This window comes from Mucilaginibacter sp. P4_G9, from assembly GCF_056400985.1.
Window position 1 is genome coordinate 1 of the sequence record NZ_JBFUKF010000023.1, and the last position, 21187, is coordinate 21187.

Sequence of the window (21187 nt, forward strand, 5' to 3'; positions counted from 1 at the left end):
CCTTAACGTTACCGTATCAAAAAACCACATAGGCTGAGGGTTTTGATAAAAGAGGATCTGAAATAACGATTCTTTATTTTTGGCTAAGAAATTATCCATTCAAATTCAAGTCACTATATAAAATTTCGCATCTATTATCACACCCGCCTAATTCAACGCAAAATTAGGTTTATTATATAATTCATGCTATTATTCATAAATAAATAATATTCTGTTAATGAATTAGCTTTTTAAGCAATAATTTAATAAAACACAATATACGGGTTTGCATAATTTAAACCTGATAAGTATACATGGCTTGCCTTAATACCGTTTGCTGCAGCAGAAATACGCGGTTATCGTTTGTATCTCAACGTAGCCCTACTTTTTTCAATTGCGTATATGTACGCTTTAAATAGCGTATTGATACTACATGCCCTATGTAGATTAATCCACAATTTTGACATCATAAAATTTACCTAAACAATGATTGTCAGCAATTTAAAAACAAAGTTAGTGAGCAGCGTGAATATAAACGCCGCAGGGATCATTTACCTGCTCATACTTCAATAATCGTAAAACTATAAGCGCATTCCATTTAAAAATTTAAACCTTATAAACATTTAAAAATTATGAAAAATTTAGTCACAGGTCTGGCCGGCGCTATCGGCTCAAAGTATCTTAAAAACCACAACAAGCTTGTTTTTGTAGAATACGGCGGTTTTATTTCCAAACTCGATCTTGTACAGGGCTCGGCTGGCATTGTATCGCAGGGAACAGCAATTATTAAGGGCACCTGGCTTTTTGATTGTGAAACGGGCACTAATGTTGGCATGGGCGCCACTGCAGATATCTGGTGGGAACAAATTGACAGTGTYAAACGCCAAATGGTACCCCAGGGTACAGCGCAAATAGTTAACCTGGGGCAGGTTAATTTTGGCCAGCTTACACCAGCCGCCATGCAATTGTTCAATTATACTTCAAGCGCTATTATTGGCAATAATGATGCCTCCAATAAATTAGTTGCAGGCGATGTTTTTTGCGTTAAAACCCGCGAGGGCAATTATGCCAAAATAGGCGTTGTAGCTTATGGTTACGACCTTAAGATACAATGGGTAACCTATAAGCTGAACCCCGCATATGCGCATATCGGCATAGGCTACAACCAGCCCGAGGACATCTGTGTATTAAGTAACGAAGCCACCGCTTATGTTACCGAACGCACGGGCAATATTGTTAGAGTAAATTTAGCTAATGCTAACCGTAATGTATCAACCGTGGTATGTACGGGCTTAAACACACCACAGCAGCTTTGGGTAGATGAAGTCCATAACCAGGCCTACGTAGTTGAGTATGCCAATCCGGGCAGGCTTATCAGGGTTAACCTGGGCACAGGGGTGCAAACGGTTTTGTATAATGGTTTAAACCTGGCAGTGGGATTAACGTTATCGGCCAACCTTTCTTATGCCTATATTACCGAGCAGGGACTAAACTGCGTAAGCCGTATAGAACTGGCAACCGGCATTAAAGTAACAATAGCCACGGGCTTAACCAGTCCGTTTTACCTAACCTGGGCCGATGCTACAGAAAGCCGCTTACTGGTAGCCGAGCGCGACCCGGCAAACCGCATCTCGGTTGTGGATGTTACCAAAACTACCGCAAACGTAAACCTGCTTATCGGTGGTACCGCATTTCGCCCATCAAGTGTAACCGTAATCACACCGGGCATCTATTGCGTTGCCGCTAACAATCAAATTGACCAGTACTTTTTAACTTTAGGTACAGGCAACTTCCTGTACAAAGGCATTGGCTATGTTGCCTGGAACCTGATTCCGGCCAGCGGCAAGGCCGATACCACCTCGCTGCCCACCTACCCCTACCAGTTTCCTAAAGATTCGCCTTTCGGCGGCACCCTTCCTGTAAATATTGATCATTATCATGCATGGAACTCGGGTATTACCTATTACCGCGTACTGGTAGATGGCCTACCCCGCACAGATAGCTGGAGCGAAGTACGTATGGACCCTGCAACCGGTTACTATAATATTGTTGAGGCCAAAAGCACCCAGCCAGGCGGTTATTATGCTGTGCACAACCCGGTATATTCCTACATGGAAACAGATATCGGCTGCAAACTGGGCAGCAACAACCTTACCAACGGCTTGCATAGCCTGGCTGTAGAGTTTTATGATGCAGCACACAACCTGGTATCAACCATGGGCAACAACTTATTTATTGATAACCAGCAATGCGTAGCATCCTTAGATATGCCGTTACTTGATGGCAACCACGCTACTACCGATTGTGGTTATTTAAAATACACCGATAAAACACACCCGGTATCGCTGCATTGGGTTGCATCTCACCCAATGGGCTTTGCCACCTATGGCTTTAGCATTATTAAGGGAGCCAATGGTTTCGATAGCGTATCGGGATCGCTTTTACCGGCTACTTTTGTAGATTATACCTATGTAAAACCGGTTTCTGTTATGCTGGGCTCCTGCCCCGGCGTAGCAGCCTTTGCCGAATCGCTTGCTGTATACTCCACAGTAATTAATGGCGTAGGCAGGCAATCACAGTACGATGCGTATAAAAGCATAGCATTTTGCCTGGCGCCTTAAATATTACAGGGTCATTGTTATTAATAAATTTCACAGTCGCTTTCCTATGGGAAGCGGCTGTTTTTGCTATACGGATAAGCACGGCACGGGTTCGGGCGCCGTTTAACTTAAAACCCGCTTACCAGTATACTAATCCTACAATCCAAGCGTTTTTCCTGCATCACTATTTACGATATGAATAAACAGGTGGCGCTTGCCCAAATACGTTTTAATACCGAGAGTAACGGCCGGGACCTATGCTGGCGACTGGTTTTGGATGGTGAAGAAGTACTGGTTGATTCTGTAAACATACATGCCCCGGTTTTTACCTCGCGCGATTGGATTGAACCCATAAATAAATTTAAACACCATATTTCTGTTGCCGATTGCCGTGTGGATATTGACGAAGCCGGAGCAGCACTGATTACAGCCGGTTAGGTGGATTTTTTGGACGAAGGACTGGAAGACAAAAGACTTTCGGACAAAGGACTTTCGGACGAAAGCAGACAAAAGAACACTTCATTCAGCAGTTAGCAGGAAAAATCCTTTGTCCGAAAGTCCTTCATCCGAAAGTCCAAATTTCTTTGAAAAAGGACCCTGAGGCCGCATGCTAAGTAATGAACTATTTCAGTACAACAGGCATCGCTAACATGCATATAAGTATGTTTTTGGGGCGGGCAATAAGTTTCCCATTTTTGTCCATTTTATTTCTCAACCCACCGAATTCTTTATCACTTTATAGTTGATTTTAATTGGAATAGAATTTGAGTATCCCGAGAAAAACCTTCATCGCAAAACAAAATTTTCTCCATGAAAAATACTTTAAAAATTACAATTACAACACTGATTGGCATTACCCTACTTTACACAGCTTGTAAAAAGAACGACGCAAAAATTACCGATACACAAAAAACAACAAGTGTTAGTCAGTCTGAAGTCGCTAAAAAAATGGCCTTAAGCGTTTACATGTCTTTGTCTACGCAGTTAGCATCTGCACACATAAGCCATTCAAGCGCTGGCGGTAAGGACAAATTAACCATCATGGGTCAAACAATTTTAACCAAATGTGGAGATTTCGAAACCACGCCAACTAATAGAACAGTAATTAATGGCGATACGACCCGTAAATATACGGGCAACTCAAAATTTACTTATTTGTGCGACGGAACATTATGGGCGAATGGCTATAATATTAATGCATATGCTTTGGACGATACCATGCACACAGTTGTTAGTGGCAAAGGATTTGAAAATGTTTATGATGACCTTTTGAATTTTCATGTAAAAGCCTCTGATGGCATTTATTTTACAACCGCCGGAAGCGCGTCGGCTGCTGCCCGTTTTAACGTACTGAATAAAAATGTTCTGAGCGAATCGCATTATTTCTCTACCAAATATTTGTTTCAAGAAGTAGTTGGCCGCAGAGTACAATCGGCTGATAAAACAACAGGGAAGTTTGTACTTGGGAAAGTGTACTTTGATTATGAGGAAAGTCACGATTATAAAACCTCACCTGATAAGAATTCAAAGGCCGGCAATAGCGGTTATATGGTGTTTTTGGATAATGATACTTTAGAATCTTATTTTAAAATAGAAGGCACAACAAACTCATATTACAAATACGTTATCAACCTGCTAACCGGAGAAGTGAGCAAACCTGAGCGCATTAATTAAATATTAAATTAAGCAAACCAGAAAAGAAGCTGTCACGAAAAGGGCAGCCTCTTTTTATTTATTGAGATTTTCCGCAACTTGAAGGCATGGGAAAGGGAGAATCAAACAAGATAGTCTTTAAGCCATATGCGCCTGACCGGTTGACGTTGTAGGCATCCGCCCTCAGATTCCTCTGCGAGAGAACCTGAAGAAAAATCCTTTATCCGAAAATCCTTTGTCCCAAAGTCCAAATCCTTACGCTTTCATCCAAAAATCCTTCGTCCAAAAAACTATCTTTGTCGGCATGAATATTCTGATCATCGGTTCTGGTGGAAGGGAAAGCGCCTTCGCCTGGAAAATTGCACAAAGTCCTAAATGTCAAAAGCTTTTTATTGCTCCTGGTAATGCCGGCACGCACCAGTATGGCACCAACGTTAACCTCAAAGTTACCGATTTTGAGGGCATTGGGGCTTTTGTTATCGCAAACGCCATCGGCCTGGTGCTGGTTGGCCCCGAAGAACCACTGGTTAAGGGAATTCATGATTTCTTTTTGGCCGATGCTCAGCTGAAAAATGTACCGGTAATTGGTCCGCAGCAGCATGCCGCCCAGCTGGAAGGCAGCAAGGATTTCAGCAAGCAATTTATGCAAAAGCATAACATCCCAACCGCCGCCTACAAAACTTTCACAAAAGATACCCTGCAGGAGGGTCTTAGTTACCTGGCCACTGCGGGTTTGCCCGTGGTGTTAAAGGCCGATGGCCTTGCAGCCGGCAAAGGCGTATTGATTTGCCTTACGCTTGAAGAAGCACAATTAGAACTTACTCAAATGCTTGCCGAAGCTAAGTTTGGCGATGCAAGTTCGAGCGTGGTGGTTGAGCAGTTTTTGCAGGGCATCGAGCTATCAGTTTTTGTAATGACCGATGGCACCAACTACAAAATACTTCCCGAAGCCAAAGACTATAAACGTATTGGCGAGGGGGATACCGGCTTAAATACAGGCGGCATGGGCTCTATTTCGCCGGTACCTTTTGCTGATGCTGCCTATATGAAAAAGGTTGAGGAACTGGTAATAATTCCTACCGTTGAGGGACTAAAAAAGGATAATATCCCCTATAAGGGTTTTATATTTATAGGCCTGATGAACAAGGATGGCGAGCCGTGGGTTATTGAGTACAACTGCCGTATGGGCGATCCCGAAACCGAAAGTGTAATGCGCCGCATTGAAAGCGATTTTGTAGACCTGCTACAGGGCGTTGCCGAAGGTAACCTCAGCGAAAAAGAACTCATCATATCGGGCAAAACTGCAGCTACCATAGTAATGGTTGCAGGCGGCTATCCCGGCGAATACCTCAAAAACAAAGTAATAACCGGCACCGAAAACGTCCGCGATTCGATAGTATTCCACGCGGGTACCGGTAACGATGGTGAAAACGTGATAACCACCGGGGGCAGGGTTTTAGCCATAACCTCACTACAGGACAACATGTTTAACGCCCTGCAACAAGCCACCGCCGATGCCAGCCGTATTTATTACGATGGTATGTACTTCAGGAAAGATATCGGGTTTGATCTATTATAGTCATTGGTCATTGGTCATTGGTCATTGAACGCGGTAAATAACTATAATATAAAAGGGAGATAAGTGTACGACTTACCTCCCTTTTATATTTTCGAGTTAACTATCAGAAAGGTCAATGACTAATGACCAATGACTGATGACCAACTATATCTTCCCGAAGATTTCGGCGAGCTTATCTTCCAGATCATCGCCACGAAGGTTTTTGGCAATTATCTTTCCGTTGGGGTCTAATAAAAAGTTTTGCGGAATACCGCGAACGGCGTATAAACCGGCCGCTTTACTATCCCAGAATTTAAGGTCGGATACGTGATTCCAGGTAAGGCCGTCTTTATGGATGGCGGCCATCCACTTGTCTTTCCCATTTGGTTTATCGAGCGATACGCCCAAAATAGTGAATTTTTGACCCTTATAATGGTTATATGCCTTTACCACATTGGGGTTTTCCCTGCGGCAGGGACCGCACCATGATGCCCAAAAATCAATCAAAACATATTGCCCGCGAAATGAAGACAGGTTAATGATCTTTCCACTGGTATCAGCCTCGGCAAATTCAGGCGCTATTGCACCCAACGCTACAGCCTTAAATTTAGGCATCCTTTCGCCCAGGGCTTTGCCTGCTTCGGTGCTCTTTACAGCAGGTGTTAAGGCATCGTATAAAGGTTTAAGATCTACATAATCGGCGCTGTAGGCCAATGATTCAAGAGCGTTCAGGCTTATAATGGAGCCCGGATTTTCCTGGATAAATTTTTTATCTATAGCAGCGCTCATATCGTCGATGGCTTTTTCATCGGCTTTTGCTTTTTTGATATATTCAGGAGAAGCCTTTTGCTCATCGGTAGCTGCTTTTTGCTTTTCTTCCAAAGCCGCATAAGCATCATTCACCGGTTTTTGCACTAACTGATATTTTTCGTTTTCCTGGTTAGTTTTTGGTCCGTCAACCGTTGCGTTTTCTATCTTATCGTTGCCAGTTACGTTAATAACGCCGGGTTCAAGGTAAATTACGCGGTAACCATCGGCGTTGCCTGCACCCGTACCTTTACGATTAAATAACAGGTAGGCATTAAGCGGCGCGGCGCCAACAGAACCTGCAAAGTGAAACTTACCATTAACTACAGTACAGGAATCATAAATAGGCTTGCCCTTAGGGAACCTGTATTCGAGGTAAACCTTGGCAGGGGTGTTAAATTCACCTATTTTTCCTTGTATGCTATATTTGGTATCCTGTGCAAAAGCAATAGCGGGTAGCGTGGCTAATGCTAATAATATTGTTTTTTTCATAAGAGATAAAGTTTATATCGCAATATAATATGTAAAAACAATATATTACTAATAGTCAGTAAAAAGTTACATTGTTTTTGGTTGATTAAGTGCATAGTGAATGTTTGATTAAATTTAGACAGCAGAGGGCAGCTTTGCCAACAGTCCGGGTTTTATCCAACTTAATCAACCACCCATCAACCTATATCTTCCCAAACAATTCCTGCAGCTTGGCATCAAGGTCTTCGCCGCGCAGATTTTTGGCGATGATCTTTCCGTCGGGCCCTATCAGGTAATTTTGCGGGATAGAAGTTATAGAATAAAGCGCGGCTACCGCGTTGTTCCAGTATTTAAGATCAGATACCTGGGTCCAGTCGAGGCCATCATTTTTAATAGCCGCAAGCCAGGCTGATTTGCTGTCAGCCTTATCCAATGATACCCCTAATACGGTAAAGTTTTTTGCTTTGTATTTGTTATAGTTGCGCACCACGTTAGGATTTTCCTGGCGGCATGGACCGCACCACGAAGCCCAAAAATCAAGTAGCACGTACTTACCCCTGAATGATGATAGTTTAACAGGGGTGCCGTTTACATCGTTTTGCGTAAAATCGGGAGCAACAGCACCAACGGCAGTCGCTTTTAACATATCAAGCTGGCTTTTTAAAACCCTGCCGGCCTCGGTTTCCCTTACACTTTGCGATAACGAATTATACAAAGGCAGAATTTCACCGGGATCAGGAGACGGGCCGCCTACCGAGCTTAAAGCAAGTAAACTAAGGTAACTGTTGGGATTATCGGTTATAAAGCTTTTTAAAGTAAAACTCTGCAGCGTTTGCAACGCTTTGTACTTGGCCTGCATACTGCTTTGAAAAGCAGGCGACTTTTGCTGTTCCGGCGTTGCAGCCTTAATTTCGGCCATTAATTTTTCGCCCCTTAAATTGATACTTTTCAGTTGCTCCTGCAGTTTTACATTATCAATATTAAGCTGCGACCCGGCAATCTGCGCTTTTTTTACAGAGTCTTTGCTGGTAATGGTTAATGTACCTTTATCAATAAAAAAGCTCAGGTTATCCGCATTATTTGAGAGGGCCCTGCCATCAGAATATTGCTGTGCAAATTTTTCAATACCAACTCCCTTATAATCAACAACCAGCGTGGCATTAACAGGGTTTAGCATTGTTCCTTTAAAACTGAACACGCCATTAACAACATCGGCAGAATCAATTACGCTATTAGCACCTAACTGGTATGACAAGTAAACTTTAGCCGGAGCACCGGTATTTCCTATTTTCCCGTTTATTGTAAACGTATCCGGGGTTTGGGCAAACGCCATAACCGGCAACAACGCGGTTATTAAAAAATATATTTTCTTCATCAGAATATTAAAACTATAAGATTTGATAACGTTAAAATGCTGTTCTAATTGTAATTATTAGTTCAATTTTTGATAGGTACGCCACCACAGGTCTGGCAATTCGCCGGATGTGGCTGTTTTATAATCGGCATAACTACAGGGCACCAGGTGAAAACGCTCATTACGCGACCCACCGGTTGGGTACGGTACCTGCATCCACCAGCGATCGGATTTCTTGCTTTTTACAAATACCACTTCCTGGTCTTCATGTTTAAGGCTGGTTTTGTAAATAAGGTATTGTGATTTTGGGTTGAGCGGAAAATCACGCTTCCGGCCATAAAAACCATCCACAAAATACCATATCATCTGCGCCAGCAACATAGCAGTTTGGCCATTATTATCATACGCCGGATTAAATTCGTAAAAGCCAATAGAGCTCAATTTATCATTAAACCCCGCATACCGGCATAGCTGGCAGGCCTCCTGCCCGTTAAAGCCGTTGGGCGAAGCATTGGCATTTCCCATAGCATCCGATGACCGGATAGCCCCCACATCAAAACTGATCATGCTGGCGTTACGGATGGCAGGTTCTGTTACGGCTACGTTGCCGCTCAGTTCGCCAAGGCGGTGTACATCAAAGTAAAGCTTATCCATTACCCGCAAACTCTCCTGGCTGGCAAAATAGGTTTGATAACCCAGGTTACTGAAATTGAACAGGTAATTGGGCTCGTGTAAAAATATCTTATTGAGATAGGATTGCGAGGTGGTTTCCAAACTTCCGGATGTTTCATCCTCATCCAGGTCAAACCGCGAATCGATCACCACCAGGTCTACTTTTTGCTCCAGTTCTTCATACCCCAGGTACTGGGCATAGGTAAGGTCCTGCCCGCCACCTATAATAACAGGCACAATATCCTTTTTAACCAATTCAGCAATTACGGTTTTAAGGGCAAAATAGGTATCGGTAACTGTAGCCCCGGCAACAATATTACCCAGGTCGGCAATTTTTAAATTATAACCACCTTCGTTAAGCTGGTATAGTTTTTCGCGGATATAATCGGGACCAAGGGCGCAGCCCTGGTTATCGGTCGCGTTGCGGTCGTCCATCACACCAATAATGGCGAGGTCGGTTTTTTCTTCCAGGTCAGGAAAATCGACCGAATAATGCACAATTATATCGCCAAGCTGGCTGGTATAATACCCCTTTTTAGGAGCGATCTTTTTTAGATCAACAGGTGTAAAAAAATCAGCTAAGGACATTAATTGTAATTTGAAAATGTGCTAATTTGAAGATTTGAAAATGATCAATCGCTTACTTCAGCTGCAAATATGCAAATTTTCAAAAGCAGTGTATGATAAATCATCAAATGATATTGTGCACTTTTACATTTTCAAATCAGCACATTTTCAAATCTTCAAATTAAAATGATTCTTATTACTGGCGCAACAGGTTTTTTAGGGGCCGAACTGGCAAAGCTGCTGGTTAAATCCGGTGCGCATATTCGCTGCACAAAAAGGACTACCTCAACTATACCTGCTTTACTTGTTCCTTTTCAATCACAAATTGAATGGGTTGATGCCGACCTGCTGGATATTTTTGCATTGGAGAACGCGCTGGAAGGTGTAACCCAGGTTTACCATTGCGCGGCATGGGTATCGTTAAAAGCTGCCGATAAAAAGCCGATGATTAACACAAACGTTACCGGTACAGCCAATTTGGTTAATTTATGCGCAGAAAAAGGTACCAGGATGGTGCATGTAAGCTCCATTGCTGCTATTGGCCTTGCCAAACCAGGCGAACTTACTACCGAAAATCACCACCTGGAGCAATCAACAGAAAATGATGGCTATGCCATATCCAAGCTGGAAAGTGAGATGGAAGTATGGCGGGGCATTGCCGAAGGTCTGGACGCTGCAATTGTAAACCCTTCGCTCATTATAGGCGCCAGTGCAGGTAAAGAAGGCAGCGGCGCCTTGTTTGAGACTGTACGTAAAGGACTTAAATTTTATACTGCAGGCAGCATTGGCTTTGTTGATGTAGAGGATGTGGCCAAATGTATGGTTGGCCTTATGAATAGCGATATCACAGCCGAACGCTATATTATCAGTGCCGAAAACTATACCTATAAAGCCATAACTACCGAAACAGCACAAGGGTTCGGGATAAAACCACCTGCTATGTTAGCCAAACCATGGTTAATGGAACTGGCCTGGCGTGGAGCTGCTGTTTGGGCTGCCTTAACGGGCGGTGATCCGGCTATTGATAAAACTTCTGCACAGGCGGCTTCTGTGACACGGAAGTTTGACAACTCAAAAATTAAAAAGGCTATCGGGATTGAGTTTAAACCGGTGAATGAAACTATTAAAGAAATATGTATTGCCTTGAGTAATTAGCGGCATTAGGTTAAAATCTTTCTTTACTCCAATATCACTATCTTGCTCTCCAAGTTTTCAAATGCAACAAGATAAAAGAAACCACCTGATTGATCTGCTAAGGATCTTAGCTGCTTCGTGGGTAGTTCTTTTTCATTTTAATCAGCCCTTAAAACATATTGATAACTGGTACCGCAACTTTTGCAAGTATGGGCATCTTGGAGTACCCGTATTTTTTATAATTAGTGGTTATTGCATATTAATCGCCCTTCAGCATGCTAAAAGGCCAGCTGAGTTTATCGTCAGGCGTTTTTTCAGAATCTTCCCACCTTATTGGTTCAGCCTGGCTATAACCGCCCTTATAATTTTGTTGCTAAAACTGATAACAGGGGTTAATTCGGCAATAGCCATACCTAAAAGCATTGCGGGAATTTTGGCAACCATTACACTTACCACATCGCCTATAAGCAATATAACTACCATAAATTGGGTGTATTGGACATTATCCTGCGAGGTGCTTTTTTACCTGACTGTATTTGCCTGCGCTTTTTTTAAGAAGCAATATTTCACCATCGCCTTAATTGCAGTAACTTTATTAAGTATTTTTTTGCCAAAGTTCGAATCGGGCCCGTTTTTCTTTTTGAACCTTTGGCCCTTGTTTAGCCTTGGTTTGGCTATATACCTGTTGCTGCATAAGCCCTGCCAAAAATGGCTTAATATTGCATTATTAATTTTGGCCATAACAGGGATTTACACTACTCATCAATCCACTGTTTATATTATATTATGTGTTATAACGACAGTGCTTATTGTAGGTAATCACTTTAAGCCGCTTAAAAATAACCTATTGAGCCGCTATGGCGATGTATCCTATTCTCTTTACCTGGTACATGTGCCCATAGGGGTTTACCTGTCAGGGCACCTCAAGATTGTAGTTATACAAACCAATATGACTTTAAATATTCTTTTTGATGTTGCGCTATTGGTATTCCTGCTGTTTCTTTCCAATTTAATGCACCTGTATGTTGAACTACCGGCTATTGAATATGGAAAGCGGTTTGGGAGGTAAAATAATCCCACAGCCAATAACTAATAAAACTCTGCTTACCCTATCAATAAAATTTTTCGCACATTTGCACCCAAGATGGAGCAGTACTTTATTATTGATTTCGATAGCACGTTTACGCAGGTTGAGGCCCTTGACGAACTGGCACGCATATCTCTCAAAAATCACCCCGACCGCGAGGGTATTTACAAACAAATTGAAGATTTAACCAACGCCTCGATGGAGGGCAAGCTATCCTTTACCCAAAGTTTAGAAGCAAGGGTTAAATTGTTGCAGGCCAACCGCGATCATTTAAAGCAGCTTATCAGCCATCTTAAGAAAAAAGTATCCACTTCATTTTCCCGTAATACTATTTTCTTTAAAAATCACCAGGACGAGGTTTTGATCGTATCCGGCGGTTTTAAGGAGTTTATTACGCCCGTGGTTACCGAGTATCATATTAAAAAAGAAAACATCTACGCCAATACCTTTGAGTTTGACGAGGAAGGCAATATTGTAGGTTATGACCGTACTAATCCCCTCTCTCAGGAAGGTGGTAAAGTTAAATTACTAAAAGAGCTGCAACTGCCCGGCGATATTTATGGCATTGGTGATGGCTACTCCGATTTCCAGTTAAAGGAATCGGGGATGATCAAAAAATTCTTTGCTTTTACCGAGAACATCGAGCGCAAATCTGTAGCCGAAAAGGCCGACCATATCACACCAAGCTTTGATGAGTTCCTGTACCTTAATAAACTGCCAAGAGCTATATCGTACCCCAAAAACCGGATTAAATGCCTGGTAGTAGGTGATATTGATGAGGATGCACAGGCCCAAATGAAAAAGGAAGGCTACAACATCCGCAACCGGGAGACTATTGAAGAAAAATATTTAGAAGAAGCAGGGGTTTTATTCTGCGATGAAGAGCATCAGCCAAATCCCGAACAGATCCAGAACGCCGGCAGGTTAAAAGTGATAGGCATTTTTGGCAAATGCAACCGCAAACTGGCCGATGCAGCTACCGATTGTGGCATTATTATATTTGATGACCCTAAACATAACCCCCATAACAGCGATTTTATTCCTAAGCGGGTTATGGCTTTTATGAACGAAGGAAAAACGCATACCAGCTGTAACTTCCCCGATCTGCAGCCGCCGAGGGTTAGTAATGCGCACCGCCTAATCCATATCCACAAAAATATACCCGGTATATTGGCTAAAATAAACGATGTGTTTGCCCGCCACAACATCAACATAGTTGGCGAGTTTTTGGTTACCAATGCCCAGATAGGCTACGTAATTACAGATGTAAACACCGGCTACGATGCCCAGGTACTTAACGAACTAAAAGCCATTGAACATACTATAAAGTTCAGGCTGCTTTATTAAGGTTGCGAGGTCCGGGTTGCCCGGAACGCAAGGTATCAGGGAAAATTTTTAAACTGTACTACACACGAACCTGAATTTATTCTTCTTCTGCAGACGGCACCACCAACACGGGTATCTCCGAATGACGGATAACGCTTTCGGCGATGCTTCCCAACAGCAAACGATCAAGACCGGAACGTTTGTGGGTACCTACTACAATCAAATCGGCATTAAACTCTTTTGCGCAATTTATTATGCCATCGCCGGTGTTGTCATATTCAACAAATTTAGATACCTGCAACCCGCTTCCAAATTCTTCTATAATACCTTCAATAACTGTTGATGATTGTTCGCTTTGCAGATTCACAAGTTCAGTTTGCATTAAGCCCAGGTTAGGATCCATCGATATACCTGTAAAGCCATCGTTAGCATCCGGCGGATAAACAACAGGTTCAATAATATGTACCAAACCAACTGCGGCGTTATATCTGCGGGCAACATCAAAGCCATAAGCAGCGGCATTATGTGCGTAAGTACTATCATCAACGCCTATCAATATTTTTCTTATTTTCATGATGTTTAAGTTTAGATCCAGAATTTCAAGGATTTAAGAATGCTCAGAATTTTATCATTCTGTTAATTCAAAAATTTTGTAAATCCTGGTTCAGATAATAAGACATACACACTTTAAAAATGTTTTATCTTTTGCAGATACTTAGGCTTATTTCAGCTCATCTCATTTTACTACCTTTGTTAATGCAATTCCATCCCGAAATTGAAGATCGCCTGGCACGGCTGCAGGAAAAATATGAGGCCATGGGCCAGGATATGAACTCGTACCTCGACGGCTTACTTTATGCCGATTTTTTAACGTATTGGGATTATATCCACCTGGATACGTTACTAAGCCTGCAAAATCCTAAAACGCCTTTCCCTGATGAAGAAATATTTATCATCTACCACCAGATAACCGAACTATATTTTAAGCTGGCCCTGCATGAGTGCCGGCAGATTACAGAAGCACAGCCGCTAACCGCTGAGTTTTTAACAGCCCGGTTAAAACGCATTAACCGTTATTTTGGTGCCTTAACCCAATCGTTCGAGATCATGGTTGATGGCATGGAGAAAGATCAGTTCCTTAAGTTCAGGATGTCGTTGTTGCCTGCCAGCGGCTTTCAATCTGGACAGTACCGGATGATTGAAATTTATGCAACCGATTTTATTAACCTGGTTGCTAAAGATAAGCGCGAAGAGCTGCGCCTCGCGTCCATAGAACAGCAGTTTGAATACCTTTACTGGAAATTTGGCGCTACAGAGCTATCAACCGGTAAAAAAACGTTAACGCTTAAGCAGTTCGAAAAAAAGTATTCCAAAACCTTCATTGAACTTGGAAAGGCGGCTGTGAATTATAATTTTAATGCCCTGGCCTTAAAATTTGAAGCAGCCGGGCAAATGACAGCCGAATTAAAAAATGAGCTGCGCCACCTGGATACCAACGTAAATGTAAACTGGCCTTTATCGCATTATAAATCGGCTGTGCGCTACCTTAACCGTGAGCCGGAAGAGATTAAAGCTACCGGCGGCACCAACTGGCAAAAATACCTGCCTCCGCGTTTCCAGAAACGTATTTTTTATCCATCACTTTGGACCGCCGAAGAAATAGAGAATTGGGGCAGGGCCTGGGTGGATAGTGTGTTGGGGTAAAGCCACAATGGTCATCCTGAATTTATTTCAGGATCTCACAGGACACTTCGACTTTATGTTGTACGCCTTGCTTGTAGGGTGCCTAAACAAGTTCGGCACGGCTTATTCATTATGCTATTTCCTTCTCAACCACTTCCGGTGGCTGTATCTGCTGTAATGATAACGGGATAAGTTTTTTGGTTTTAAGATAAGTAATGCCCACAATGATCATGGTCATGCTGCCACCAAATATTACAGAAGGCACAGTCCCTAACAGGCGGGCAGCCGTTCCTGATTCAAAAGCGCCTATTTCATTTGATGAGCCGATAAACATCTGGTTTACTGCCGATACCCGCCCACGCATGTGGTCTGGTGTTAACAGTTGCATAATGGTTCCCCTGATGATGACACTGATGCTATCGAACGCGCCTTCGGTAAATAAAAATGATAACGACAGGTAAAAGCTGCGTGATAAACCAAAACAGATAATAGAAAGGCCAAAACCCGTTACCGCAATAAGCAAGTTACGCCATGGCTTACCCATAGGCGAAAACCGCGTCATGGCCAGCATGGTTAATACTGCACCCAATGAGGATGTAGCCCGCATAATACCAAGTCCTTCGGCCCCTACTTTTAATATCTCGTTTGCAAATATGGGCAACAATGCAACAGCGCCGCCAAAAAACACCGAGAACAGATCAAGGCTCATGGCGCCAATCATCATTTTATTGCTAAACACAAAGTGGATGCCTTCGGAAAGACTTTTCCAGATACTTTCCTTAGGTACAAACACCGGCGGATATTTGCGTAATAACGCAACAAGCAATAGCGATACCAGCAGGAAAAATATAATCACGGCAAACGTGGCGGTAATACCGGTTAAACCAGGGATCAGTTTATCAGCGTAACCATAAATTAATCCCCCTGCAGCCGGGCCTATAATGGATGCCACCTGCCAGCTCGAGCTGCTCCAGGTACTTCCGTTAGGGTATAATTCTTTGGGGATGCTATGGGCGTAAATGGTAAAAGTTGCCGGTCCGTAAAAGGCCCTGGCAACACCATTGCAAAAAATCATGATGTAAATAATGGGTATTATCCAGCCGGTATGGATAACCCCGCTCATGCTTTTAAGCGTAACCACGAACATTACAACAGATGTAAGGATTACCCCGCTAAATATCAGCAGCAGCATCTTGCGTTTTTCGGATTTATCGGCAATATATCCTCCGTATAAGGCAATACAAACCGCAGGTATGGCTTCGCACAAGCCTACAAGCCCAAGTGCAAACGCACTTTTTGTTAACTGGTAAATATAAAAGCCGATTACAACGGCCTGCATGGAATATGCAAAGGTGAAACAAAAGCGCATCCCGATATAAGATCTGAAATCCTTATATCGCAATGCTGCAAAAGAATCAATTTTGGGTTTACTATCTCCTTCTTCGGCCACAGTATTATTTTAGATGTGCCGCAAATTTACAACACGATTAACAAGATTTTGCAGGATTAACAGGATTTTTTTGATGTGAAAATGCGGATGTGCAGATTACGGGTTTCAAATGTATAGATTTTCGCTCCCCGGTTTATCTCATCACAAACAGCTAACAAAATAAAAAAGCCGCCTGTAAGCACACAGGCGGCGGGAAAAGAACTTATTAATCTGCACATTTAAAATCTGCAAATCTGCACATCAACTAAAATCCGTGCTGATCTATCAGGTAGATCAGCGCAGCTATACCCGCAGCGCCCAGTTCAAGCTCGCGTTTGTTCACGTTTTCAAAAACATCATTTGCGGTGTGGTGAATATCAAAATAGCGTTGAGAATCGGGGCGGAAACCTATCAGGATAACTCCGGGCAGTTTCTCTTTCATAGGCTCAATATCAGTACCTGATCCTCCGATGATTAGCTGATCAACTTCGTAAGGCTCAAGCAGCGCCTTCCAGCTACTATTTACTTTTGCGATGAAATCTTTTGATACATCCGAGAAACTAAAGCCGCGTGGGGTAAAGCCACCTTCATCAGTTTCAATGGCAGCAATGTGCTCTTCTTTATTTTGGGCGGCAAGCTCGGCGTATTTGGTGCCGCCTTTGTGGCCGTTCTCCTCGTTCATGAAAAATACGGCACGTATCGAGTTTTTAGGGCGATAGCCTGTTGCTTTAAAGATTCTTAAAACCTCGGCCGATTGCATTACACCTGTACCATCGTCATGAGCGCCTTCTGCTAAATCCCATGAATCCAGGTGACCGCCTACGGTGATAAACTTATTAGGATGCTCAGTACCGGTTAATTCGCCAATAACGTTGTAAGACAATACATCGGGCAATGTTTGGCAGCTTTGCTTAAAGTAGAATTTAATCAGGGGCAGCTTACGCATTTTAAGCATAGTGCTCAACCTGTTAGCTGCTTTTGTTGATATTGCGGCCGCAGGGATGCTCTTGCCATCCTTATCAACCAATGTTGCACCGGTATGCGGATAATCATCCAGCGCTTCGGTTAATGAACGGACGATAACGCCTACCGCGCCATATTTGGCGGCGACAGCCGGGCCCATAAAACGCTGATCACCAGCGGTTCCGTATGCGTGCCCGGTTTCAATAAACCGCGGATCGAAGGCCCGGTTAAAGAAAACTATCTTACCCTTTATAACGCTTTCGCCAAGGGTTTCAACCTCTTTAAGGCTTTGTACCTCAATAACATTAGCGGTGATGCCTTCTTTGGGCGTAGCTACCGTCATTCCCAGGGCAGCTATCGGCACAGGGATACGGCTTTTACCGTCAATGATAAAAGCGGTTTCTTTTGCGCCCCTTACCCAATGCGGCACCATAACTTCCTGAAGGTAAACCTTATCAAAGCCGTAGCCTTCCATTAGTTTTTTGCTCCAGTCGACAGCTTTTTGCGCGTTGGCCGAGCCGCTTAAACGCTGGCCAATACTTTTGCACAGGTAGCGCAGGCTTTCATAGCTTTTGCCGTTTACCAGGGCTTCGTCGTAAATTTTACGGATGATTAATGAGTCCTGCGCGTGGAGCAGGTGGGCTGATAACAGCATGGAAAAGAGGAGCGTAAGTGTTTTTTTCATCTATATAAATGTTCAAAAAAATGGTAAAAATGTATAGTAATCTTTCAATAAAATCGAGTTTTATTCAGTTTTTTTAAAGATTAATCTACAAAAAGTCAGTCGGAAACAAATTTAATATTTTGGGCGAAAAATAAGACAGATATTACTACTGAATTTGTATAAACATAAACCGACTTGAGCTACCAATGTAATACTTTGATTTCGGGCAATTCATTTTCACCTTATCCTGCTCAAACATTGCGGGAGATAAAATTTGTTTTTAAGACAGTACCTGAGCCTGTGGAAGCACAGCGGGCAAGGCCTCTCCCCACGAGTCTTCGACAGGCTCAGACTGACAGGCCTTCACACCTTGAAAATAAACACGTCATGGGTAACCACTAAACAATTTTTACCCTATCAGGAGATTTTATCCCAGCTTAAACCGGCATTTTTTGTTTCGAAGGCATGGTGCAGTACCTGGTTTTCGGGGAGGGCCAGCTGGGGGTCTTTGGCAAAAATCTGCTCCACCGTTTTGCGGGCTTTAAACAACAGTTCCTGATCGGTAGCCAGGTTGGCTACTTTAAGGTCGAGCACACCGCTTTGCTGGGTGCCATCAAGGTTACCCGGACCGCGCAGCTGCAGATCGATCTCGGAGATCTCGAAACCGTTATTGGTTTTCACCATGGTATCCAGGCGGATCTTACCATCGTGACTTAGCTTATGGCTGCTCATCAAAATGCAATATGACTGCTCGGCCCCACGCCCTACCCTGCCACGCAGCTGGTGCAATTGCGACAGGCCAAAACGCTCGGCATTTTCAATGATCATTACCGAGGCATTGGGTACGTTTACCCCAACCTCGATAACGGTTGTAGCAACCATGATCTGCGTTTGGCCTTTAATAAATCGCTGCATTTCAAATTCCTTATCGGAAGGTTTTAATTTACCATGTACTATGCTGATGCGGTAATCGGGCAAGGGAAACTCACGCGATATAACCGCGATACCATCTTCCAGGTTTTTCAGATCGAGCTTTTCGCTTTCCTTAATCAACGGGTATACAATGTAGATCTGCCTGCCCAGCGCTATTTCTTTTTTCATAAAGCCGAACACCCGCAGGCGCTGATTTTCGTAAAAGTGCAGGGTTTGGATAGGTTTACGGCCGGCAGGTAATTCATCTATTACAGATACATCCAGGTCGCCATACAAGGTCATGGCCAATGTGCGGGGAATGGGTGTAGCCGTCATCACGAGGATATGCGGGGGTACAATATTTTTACGCCACAGCCTGGCCCTTTGCTCCACGCCAAAACGGTGCTGTTCATCAATCACCACAAAGCCAAGGTTTTTGAATTGAACTTTATCTTCTATCAAAGCATGGGTGCCTATCAGTATTTTAAGCTCGCCGCTTTCCAGTTTATGGTGTAATACTTTACGGTCCTTTTGTTTGGTTGACCCTGTAAGCAAAGCCACCGCAATAAAATCATCCCCTACCAAACTGCTGATCGTCTGGAAATGCTGGCTTGCCAATATTTCAGTTGGCGCCATAATACAGGTCTGGAAGCCGTTATCAACAGCAATCAGCATCGCCATTAATGCCACAACAGTTTTCCCGCTGCCCACATCGCCCTGCAGCAGGCGGTTCATTTGTACGCCGCGCTGGGTATCTTGTCTTATCTCTTTCAACACCCGCTTTTGTGGCGTGGTTAACTGAAAAGGTAATTTATGGTGATAAAAATCATTAAAGTAATGGCCTACGGTGCTGAATACATTCCCCTTAAATTTTTGAGTATGCAGCATTTTATTGCGCAGGAGTTTAAGTTRCAGCAAAAACAATTCCTCAAACTTCAGCCTGTGCAATGCTTCATTCAGCAAATTGGCATCTGCCGGGAAATGAATATTTCGGTAAGCCCCGGCCCGGTCAATAAGCTTAAAATGCTGAATAATATATAGGGGCAGGTTCTCCCTGATATCCTTAGCATGCAGTTCAAGCAGGTTGGATGTAAGTTTTTGGATCCCCTTACTATCCAGCTGAAACTGTTTTAACTTTTCGGTAGAATTATATACCGGCTGCAAGGTAGCGTTGCCCTGCCGCTGCACGGTTGCCGCCGAATAAACCTCCATTTCGGGATGTGCCATCTGGGCCTGCCCGTTGAAAAATCCCGGTTTGCCAAATACAATATATACGTTGCCGGGGACGATGGTTTTCTCTATCCAGTTGATGCCTTTAAACCACACCAGTTCCAGCGTGCCGGTATCATCACGGGTTTGCACTACCAGGCGTTTGGTGTGTTTCTCGCCCACCACCTGCTTGCTGATAACACGCGCCAAAACCTGCACATAAGGCAAATCGGGGTTAATATCTTTTACTTTATAAAATTTCGTACGGTCGATATACCTGAAAGGGAAATGGCGTAGCAGATCCTCAAAAGTGGCCAGGCCCAGCTCTTTTTTCAACACCTCGGCCCGGGTTTGGCCGGCGCCTTTTAAGTATGTAAGTGGTGTTTGAAAAGGATCCATAAGAAAGCCCCTCTAAATCTCCCCTGAAGGGGAGACTTTTATAAGCATGGTTTTAAAAATTCAAAAACTCTTTATTCAAAAGCCCTCCCCTTCAGGGGAGGGTTGGGTGGGGCTTGGGGCTTTTTATTTTACCGCGATAACCGAGATCTCTACATTAACGCCTTTTGGCAATGYAGATACCTGTACCGTTTCGCGGGCCGGGAAGTTGGCAGTGAAATAGGTGCCATATACTTCGTTTACCTGGCCAAAATTACCCAGGTCGGTTAAAAATATGCTGGTTTTTACCACGTTGGCAAAGCCTATGCCTGCTTCGGTTAAAATGGCTTTAATGTTTTCCATTACCAGCACTGCTTCATCTTTAATACCGCTGGTTACCAGTTCGCCGGTTGCAGGGTTAAGCGGGATTTGTCCCGATACAAATACAAAATTACCGGCAACAGTAGCCTGGCTGTAAGGCCCGATTGGTGCAGGCGCATTATTGGTGTTTATTATTTCCATCATTTTTTGAGTATGAACACTTGTATCAGCTTGTAGATGATGCCAGCTAAAAACATGGTTATGGCAATAGCATTTATAATATGCATAATGCGCAGGTTAATGTTTGTTGGCCTGTTGGGATCTTTTTTTCTAAAGAAATACATAGTACAAACTTAGTAAAAGCCCCTCTAAATAGCGCAGCTTTCATGAACACCATAAAAAATAAAATCGTGAATAATCTCC

Annotated in this window: 17 protein-coding genes; 8 read left to right on the forward strand and 9 right to left on the reverse strand. The window is 43.3% G+C overall.

Features of this window, described 5'->3' with window-relative positions; translation table 11 throughout:
- The first annotated feature begins 611 nt into the window (after nucleotides 1-611).
- The 4 genes from AC1DPZ_RS04185 (at nucleotide 612) to purD (ending at nucleotide 5811) form a co-directional block, all read left to right on the forward strand.
- Nucleotides 612-2600, forward strand: a complete 1989-nt coding sequence (locus AC1DPZ_RS04185; RefSeq protein WP_477401465.1) for a hypothetical protein — start codon at nucleotides 612-614, stop codon at nucleotides 2598-2600.
- Between the two features lie 174 nt (nucleotides 2601-2774).
- Nucleotides 2775-3017, forward strand: coding sequence for a hypothetical protein (locus AC1DPZ_RS04190; RefSeq protein WP_477401466.1), 243 nt, complete (start codon nucleotides 2775-2777; stop codon nucleotides 3015-3017).
- Nucleotides 3018-3389: 372 nt separating this feature from the next.
- Nucleotides 3390-4253, forward strand: a complete 864-nt coding sequence (locus AC1DPZ_RS04195; RefSeq protein WP_477401467.1) for a hypothetical protein — start codon at nucleotides 3390-3392, stop codon at nucleotides 4251-4253.
- A gap of 283 nt (nucleotides 4254-4536) precedes the next feature.
- On the forward strand, nucleotides 4537-5811 hold the full coding sequence (gene purD / locus AC1DPZ_RS04200) for a phosphoribosylamine--glycine ligase (protein WP_477401468.1): 1275 nt from the start codon (nucleotides 4537-4539) through the stop codon (nucleotides 5809-5811).
- Between the two features lie 144 nt (nucleotides 5812-5955).
- Here the strand turns inward: purD and AC1DPZ_RS04205 are convergent, their stop codons facing one another.
- From AC1DPZ_RS04205 to AC1DPZ_RS04215, 3 genes are all read right to left on the reverse strand, one after another.
- Entirely contained in the window at nucleotides 5956-7089 is a 1134-nt protein-coding gene (locus AC1DPZ_RS04205) for a redoxin domain-containing protein (protein ID WP_477401469.1), read from the reverse strand.
- 181 nt (nucleotides 7090-7270) lie between these two features.
- Nucleotides 7271-8443, reverse strand: coding sequence for a redoxin domain-containing protein (locus AC1DPZ_RS04210; RefSeq protein ID WP_477401470.1), 1173 nt, complete (start codon nucleotides 8441-8443; stop codon nucleotides 7271-7273).
- Nucleotides 8444-8500: 57 nt separating this feature from the next.
- Nucleotides 8501-9682 carry a formimidoylglutamase gene (locus AC1DPZ_RS04215; protein WP_477401471.1) on the reverse strand — a complete coding sequence of 394 codons (1182 nt, stop codon included), beginning with the start codon at nucleotides 9680-9682 and terminating at the stop codon, nucleotides 8501-8503.
- 165 nt (nucleotides 9683-9847) lie between these two features.
- Between AC1DPZ_RS04215 and AC1DPZ_RS04220 the strand changes: the two genes are divergently transcribed.
- The 3 genes from AC1DPZ_RS04220 (at nucleotide 9848) to AC1DPZ_RS04230 (ending at nucleotide 13229) form a co-directional block, all read left to right on the forward strand.
- Nucleotides 9848-10816, forward strand: a complete 969-nt coding sequence (locus tag AC1DPZ_RS04220; protein ID WP_477401472.1) for an NAD-dependent epimerase/dehydratase family protein — start codon at nucleotides 9848-9850, stop codon at nucleotides 10814-10816.
- A 61-nt stretch (nucleotides 10817-10877) separates the two neighbouring features.
- Nucleotides 10878-11864 carry an acyltransferase family protein gene (locus AC1DPZ_RS04225; protein WP_477401473.1) on the forward strand — a complete coding sequence of 329 codons (987 nt, stop codon included), beginning with the start codon at nucleotides 10878-10880 and terminating at the stop codon, nucleotides 11862-11864.
- Between the two features lie 75 nt (nucleotides 11865-11939).
- A complete protein-coding gene (locus AC1DPZ_RS04230) occupies nucleotides 11940-13229 on the forward strand; it encodes an HAD-IB family phosphatase (RefSeq protein WP_477401475.1) in 1290 nt (429 codons plus the stop codon).
- A gap of 76 nt (nucleotides 13230-13305) precedes the next feature.
- Here AC1DPZ_RS04230 and AC1DPZ_RS04235 read toward each other — a convergent pair whose 3' ends face one another.
- On the reverse strand, nucleotides 13306-13782 hold the full coding sequence (locus AC1DPZ_RS04235; RefSeq protein WP_477401476.1) for a universal stress protein: 477 nt from the start codon (nucleotides 13780-13782) through the stop codon (nucleotides 13306-13308).
- Nucleotides 13783-13964: 182 nt separating this feature from the next.
- Here AC1DPZ_RS04235 and AC1DPZ_RS04240 point away from each other — a divergent pair, with 182 nt between their 5' ends.
- Complete coding sequence (locus tag AC1DPZ_RS04240; RefSeq protein WP_477401477.1) at nucleotides 13965-14912, forward strand: tryptophan 2,3-dioxygenase family protein; 948 nt, start codon at nucleotides 13965-13967, stop codon at nucleotides 14910-14912.
- Between the two features lie 109 nt (nucleotides 14913-15021).
- Here AC1DPZ_RS04240 and AC1DPZ_RS04245 read toward each other — a convergent pair whose 3' ends face one another.
- The 5 genes from AC1DPZ_RS04245 to AC1DPZ_RS04265 form a co-directional block, all read right to left on the reverse strand.
- Nucleotides 15022-16341 carry an MFS transporter gene (locus AC1DPZ_RS04245; protein ID WP_477401478.1) on the reverse strand — a complete coding sequence of 440 codons (1320 nt, stop codon included), beginning with the start codon at nucleotides 16339-16341 and terminating at the stop codon, nucleotides 15022-15024.
- 244 nt (nucleotides 16342-16585) lie between these two features.
- The gene (locus tag AC1DPZ_RS04250) at nucleotides 16586-17968 is read right to left on the reverse strand and encodes a M20/M25/M40 family metallo-hydrolase (protein ID WP_477401479.1); all 1383 of its coding nucleotides are present in this window, start codon (nucleotides 17966-17968) and stop codon (nucleotides 16586-16588) included.
- A gap of 396 nt (nucleotides 17969-18364) precedes the next feature.
- Nucleotides 18365-20467, reverse strand: coding sequence for an ATP-dependent DNA helicase RecG (recG, locus tag AC1DPZ_RS04255; protein ID WP_477401480.1), 2103 nt, complete (start codon nucleotides 20465-20467; stop codon nucleotides 18365-18367).
- A 123-nt stretch (nucleotides 20468-20590) separates the two neighbouring features.
- Nucleotides 20591-20968: a RidA family protein gene (locus tag AC1DPZ_RS04260; RefSeq protein ID WP_477401481.1), complete on the reverse strand. Its 378-nt coding sequence runs from the start codon at nucleotides 20966-20968 to the stop codon at nucleotides 20591-20593.
- Nucleotides 20965-21108 (reverse strand): DUF6728 family protein, encoded by a 144-nt coding sequence (locus AC1DPZ_RS04265; RefSeq protein WP_366086741.1) that lies wholly within the window; start codon nucleotides 21106-21108, stop codon nucleotides 20965-20967. The genes AC1DPZ_RS04260 and AC1DPZ_RS04265 overlap by 4 nt, the downstream gene beginning before the upstream one ends.
- Between the last annotated feature and the right edge of the window lie 79 nt (nucleotides 21109-21187).

Excerpts from the sequence above, each read along its gene's own strand:
- AC1DPZ_RS04190 (WP_477401466.1), top strand. The coding sequence starts at position 2,775 with ATGAATAAACAGGTGGCGCTTGCCCAAATACGTTTTAATACCGAGAGT.
- AC1DPZ_RS04195 (WP_477401467.1), top strand. The coding sequence starts at position 3,390 with ATGAAAAATACTTTAAAAATTACAATTACAACACTGATTGGCATTACC.
- purD (WP_477401468.1), top strand. The coding sequence starts at position 4,537 with ATGAATATTCTGATCATCGGTTCTGGTGGAAGGGAAAGCGCCTTCGCC.
- AC1DPZ_RS04205 (WP_477401469.1), bottom strand. The coding sequence starts at position 7,089 with ATGAAAAAAACAATATTATTAGCATTAGCCACGCTACCCGCTATTGCT.
- AC1DPZ_RS04210 (WP_477401470.1), bottom strand. The coding sequence starts at position 8,443 with ATGAAGAAAATATATTTTTTAATAACCGCGTTGTTGCCGGTTATGGCG.
- AC1DPZ_RS04215 (WP_477401471.1), bottom strand. The coding sequence starts at position 9,682 with ATGTCCTTAGCTGATTTTTTTACACCTGTTGATCTAAAAAAGATCGCT.
- AC1DPZ_RS04220 (WP_477401472.1), top strand. The coding sequence starts at position 9,848 with ATGATTCTTATTACTGGCGCAACAGGTTTTTTAGGGGCCGAACTGGCA.
- AC1DPZ_RS04225 (WP_477401473.1), top strand. The coding sequence starts at position 10,878 with ATGCAACAAGATAAAAGAAACCACCTGATTGATCTGCTAAGGATCTTA.
- AC1DPZ_RS04230 (WP_477401475.1), top strand. The coding sequence starts at position 11,940 with ATGGAGCAGTACTTTATTATTGATTTCGATAGCACGTTTACGCAGGTT.
- AC1DPZ_RS04235 (WP_477401476.1), bottom strand. The coding sequence starts at position 13,782 with ATGAAAATAAGAAAAATATTGATAGGCGTTGATGATAGTACTTACGCA.
- AC1DPZ_RS04240 (WP_477401477.1), top strand. The coding sequence starts at position 13,965 with ATGCAATTCCATCCCGAAATTGAAGATCGCCTGGCACGGCTGCAGGAA.
- AC1DPZ_RS04250 (WP_477401479.1), bottom strand. The coding sequence starts at position 17,968 with ATGAAAAAAACACTTACGCTCCTCTTTTCCATGCTGTTATCAGCCCAC.
- AC1DPZ_RS04265 (WP_366086741.1), bottom strand. The coding sequence starts at position 21,108 with ATGTATTTCTTTAGAAAAAAAGATCCCAACAGGCCAACAAACATTAAC.